The sequence below is a fragment of the Methanosaeta sp. UBA356 genome, from assembly GCF_002496465.1.
GTDB classification, from domain to species: Archaea; Halobacteriota; Methanosarcinia; order Methanotrichales; family Methanotrichaceae; genus Methanothrix; species Methanothrix soehngenii.
On the sequence record NZ_DAKC01000044.1, the window covers coordinates 1 to 4,207 of the forward strand.

General features: G+C 56.2%; 3 protein-coding genes. All 3 read left to right on the forward strand.

The features are described 5' to 3' along the window. Position 1 precedes the first annotated feature (1 nt). Genes BP727_RS03465 through radA form a run of 3 tightly spaced genes read left to right on the forward strand, consistent with a single transcriptional unit; the run spans position 2 to position 3,812 of the window. Entirely contained in the window at positions 2 to 1,666 is a 1,665-nt protein-coding gene (locus BP727_RS03465) for an ATP-binding cassette domain-containing protein (RefSeq protein ID WP_342766267.1), read from the forward strand. Positions 1,667 to 1,672: 6 nt separating this feature from the next. Further along, the gene (locus BP727_RS03470) at positions 1,673 to 2,788 is read left to right on the forward strand and encodes an OB-fold nucleic acid binding domain-containing protein (RefSeq protein WP_286857386.1); all 1,116 of its coding nucleotides are present in this window, start codon (positions 1,673 to 1,675) and stop codon (positions 2,786 to 2,788) included. Between the two features lie 46 nt (positions 2,789 to 2,834). Beyond that, positions 2,835 to 3,812: a DNA repair and recombination protein RadA gene (gene radA, locus BP727_RS03475; RefSeq protein WP_013720241.1), complete on the forward strand. Its 978-nt coding sequence runs from the start codon at positions 2,835 to 2,837 to the stop codon at positions 3,810 to 3,812. Positions 3,813 to 4,207 lie beyond the last annotated feature (395 nt).

The following is a 4,207-nucleotide window of genomic DNA, read 5'->3' on the forward strand; positions in this document are numbered from 1 at the left end:
CATAAGCTTCACCGCCCAGCCGGGCGAGATTTTGGGAATAGTGGGCAAGAGCGGAGGCGGAAAGAGTACCCTGATGAAGATCCTGCGAGGCATGGATCGCTTTGATTCCGGCAAGATCACCATGGACGGCATTACCATCACCCCAGACTCCAGCGATGAGGAGATAAGGGCGCGGATGGCGGCCACCGCCATACACCTGCAAAGGGACTTTGCCCTTTGGACGGAGTCCGCTCTCAATAACGTGGTGCGACGAATTCATTCACGCAAGACGGGCTATGAGGTCCTGCCCATACCCGAGAATGCTGATTATGATGAAATGTACAAAGAGGGGCTCTTTTACCTGGGCCTGGTGGGCCTGGAAAAGAAGGCCAGCCACCTGGCAACCATCCTCAGCGGCGGTGAGAAGCAGAGGCTTGTGATCGCCAGACAGCTGGCCAAAAAGCCCAAGGTCCTCTTGCTGGACGAGCCGGCCACCATGGCCTGCCCGGCCACGAAGCAGGAGGTTTTAGATGCCATCAAGAACGTTCGGGATAAGCTTGGCCTGACAATAGTCGTCGTCTCCCACCTGCCGGAGGTCCACAATTATCTGGCGGACAGGCTGATCTGGCTGGAGAAGGGCGAGATCGTAGCTGTTGGAGAGCCACGAGAGATCCTGAACAGGTTTATGGCGGGAATTGGAAAGCCCGAGCCTTTGGCGCCAAGAAGAAACCTGGGACCATTGATCAAGGTGAGAGACCTGTCCAAGAGGAGCTGCCAGGTCTGCAAGGGAGAGGTTTTAGACGTCCTCAGGATAGAGAATCTCAATTTCGACATCAACAAAGGGGAGATCACCTCTTTCATAGGCAACAGCGGCGGAGGAAAGACCACCCTTCTCAAGATCATGCAAGGAGTCAGAATGCCGGATGCTGGAGCGGTCTATTACCGCTATGGCGATGAATGGGTGGATATGCTCACCTATTCACCCCATAGGATGAATGTGCGTCGAACTTTGGGTGTCATGTACCAGGAGTTCGCCCTTTATGCCGGGGAGACCATCATCGATCAGATCGCATATCAGATGGGCATCAAGAGCACCGATGTGATTGGATATGCCCGTTCCGTAGCCGAGGAGATGGGCATAAGCGAAAAGGTGTTGGATATCATCTATGCCATGGCGGATATGTCTGAAGAGGATGCAAAGTCCGCTCTGGAGTCTCTGGGGCTGACGAGGGATATATTCAAAGATCTATTCCCCCGCTTTCCAAACACTGAGGCCCAGAAGTTCGCTGAGCCCATATTCGACCTGCTGGATTTGGACAGAAGTGTCATGTGGAAGCTTCCCAGGCAGCTATCCGGCGGGGAGCTGGTGAGAGCCTCCCTGGCCATTCTCCTTGCCGCCCAGCCAGAGGTTATGATTCTGGACGAGCCGTTTGGAGATATCGATCCCATCACATTGCGGGAGGTCTCCAATGCCATAAAGAAGATCAACTCGGAGTTTGGTACGACCATTATCCTGGTGAGTCATCATGTGGATTTCGTCAAAGAGGTATCTCACCGGGCCATACTGATGGAGAACGGCGCGCTGGTTGCAGACGGAGATCCCATTGAAGTCTCTAATGCCTTCCTCTCCCGATGCAATGCCCCCTACCTGAGAAGTACGCAGGAGCGTTATGCCATTCATGGATGATCGTTGATGGATTCAGAGCTGGAGGAGATTTACCGTCAGGTTGCAGACAGCATATCACCTGAAGAATTCGAGGAGAGGGTGAAAGAGAAGGTGGCCCTTATGGCCGGCTTATGCGACTCCCGGACCGCGGCCATGCTGGTGGCCAGGGACCTGGGCAGCCCTGATCTTCTGACCAAGATCGGGAGCATCCGGCCTGAGATGGGGAACGTCACATTCACCGGCAGGGTGATCGCCGTATCTCCTGTGCGGGAGTTTCAGCGATCAGACGGATCTCTTGGCAGGGTGGCAAACATCACCCTGGCGGACGAGACCGGGTCGGTGCGTGTCGCCCTCTGGGACGAGACAGCAGAGCTGATCAAGTCAGGGGACCTCGCTGTAGACCAGTGCCTCAAGGTGAGGGGACTGGCCAAAGAGGGATTTGCGGGGACTGAGGTCAGCCTGGGCCGTGGCGGCGGATTCGAGGAGATAGATCAGGATATTCATCCACGCGTCGCGCCTTACAGGATTGGAGAGCTGAAGAGGGACATGAGCGATGTCAACCTTCTGGCGGTGGTTGTGGATCCGGGAGAGATGAGGGAGTTTGAGCGCCGAGATGGGGGCAAGGGCCAGGTTCGAGGGGTGACGCTGGGAGATGAGACCGGCAAGATCCGGCTCACCCTCTGGAATGAGCAGGCCCAGATGCCTCTTCTTAAGGGGGAGACGCTTGAGATCGTAGGCGGCTCAGTCCGGGAGAGGTACGGCCTCTTGGAGATCCAGACCGGTGGGAGCACCGCTATTCGCAAGAGCACTAAAAAGCTGGACTTCTCAGAGAGGATGACCCCAATAGCGGAGCTGAAAGAGGGAATGCTCTCTAGCGTTTCCGGCTTTGTATCCGGCCTGGGGGAGGTGCGGGAGTTTCAGAGGGATGATGGCAGAATGGGCCGGGTGGCGAATATCTACATCTCTGATGATTCCGGCCGGATCCGGGCAGCTCTATGGGGTGAGCATGTCGATCGATTGCTTGAGGTTGATCTTGGATACAGGGCGGAGATTATCGATGCGCAGGTCAAGAGCGGCTGGAATGAAGGACTGGAGCTCTCCTGCGGATGGCGCACCAGGATTACTTTCGCCCCGCCTGAGTAAGGAAGTTAAGTGAGTTATGAGAACACCTACCAGAGGAACTGTGAAGATGGCAATAAAACTACTGGAAGACCTGCCGGGCGTAGGTCCGGCCACTGCCGAAAAGCTGCGCGAGGCGGGATTCAACTCAATCGAAGCCATTGCCGTTGCCTCTCCTGGAGAGCTGGTGAGCGCAGCGGAGGTTGGTGAGGCCACTGCCGCCAAGATCATAGCCGGGGCACGGGAAGCGGCAGACGTAGGCGGCTTTGAGACCGGTGACCGCATCCTGGAGCGGAGAAAGCAGGTGGGTAAGGTCACTACAAGCTGCAAGAGCTTCGATGAGCTGCTGGGCGGAGGTATGGAGACTCAGGCCATTGTGGAGCTCTACGGAGAGTTCGGATGCGGCAAGACCCAGGTCGCCCACCAGCTGGCAGTGAATATCCAGCTGCCGGTGGAGATGGGCGGGCTGAATGGCTCCGTCATCATAATCGATACTGAGAACACATTCCGGCCGGAGCGCATCGACCAGATGGTCAAGGGGCTGCCGCCTGCACCCGACGGCCGGATCTGGGAGACTGAGGATTTCTTAAAGAACATCAACGTGGCCAGGGCCTTCAACTCCAATCACCAGATCCTGCTGGCGGAGAGCGCCATGGACCTGGCGGAGAAGGTCAAAGATTCTGAGAGGCCGGTCCGGCTGCTCATCGTGGACTCGGTGACTGCCCATTTCCGGGCAGAGTATGTGGGGCGGGGGACCCTGGCCGACCGCCAGCAGAAGCTCAACAAGCATCTTCACGACCTGATGCGCTTTGGAGACCTGAACAACGCCCTGATCCTGGTGACCAATCAGGTCATGTCCAAGCCGGACACCTTCTTCGGAGATCCGACTAAACCGGTGGGAGGGCATGTCCTGGGCCATACCTCCACCTTCCGGCTCTACCTGCGAAAATCCAAAGGGGAGAAACGCATCGCTCGCCTGGTGGATTCGCCCAACCTGCCTGATGGGGAAGCGGTCTTCTCGGTGACAACCGACGGATTGAAGGACTGAACGCGGGAACGGGAACGTCGGTCAGATGAAAAAGAAAAGGTGAGGGAGGAGGGGGTGATCCGAGGATGCAGGAGGCAAGGAGCAGTGCTCCCGGATCGTCCACTTCCATTAGCAACTCTATAGATATAGACGATTGTGACAAGAAGTTGCCCATGATGCAGAGATTAATAAGCAATTCTGCACCCCCTTTTTGGGTTCCTCTCCATTCCAAAGCATGAAAACCAGCATGCCTTAAGATTTTTTCATGTGGAGACACAGAGGCTACAACCTCTGCCGGACCTCACATAAACACAGGCTGGAAGCCCCGCTCTTCAGGGCGGGGAGGAAAGCCGTAAGTAGCCCACCAAAACCTATATATCACTCAGTGACTATACAGCCTACTGATGACTGAGCAG

Excerpts from the sequence above, each read along its gene's own strand:
- BP727_RS03470 (WP_286857386.1), top strand. The coding sequence starts at position 1,673 with ATGGATTCAGAGCTGGAGGAGATTTACCGTCAGGTTGCAGACAGCATA.
- radA (WP_013720241.1), top strand. The coding sequence starts at position 2,835 with ATGGCAATAAAACTACTGGAAGACCTGCCGGGCGTAGGTCCGGCCACT.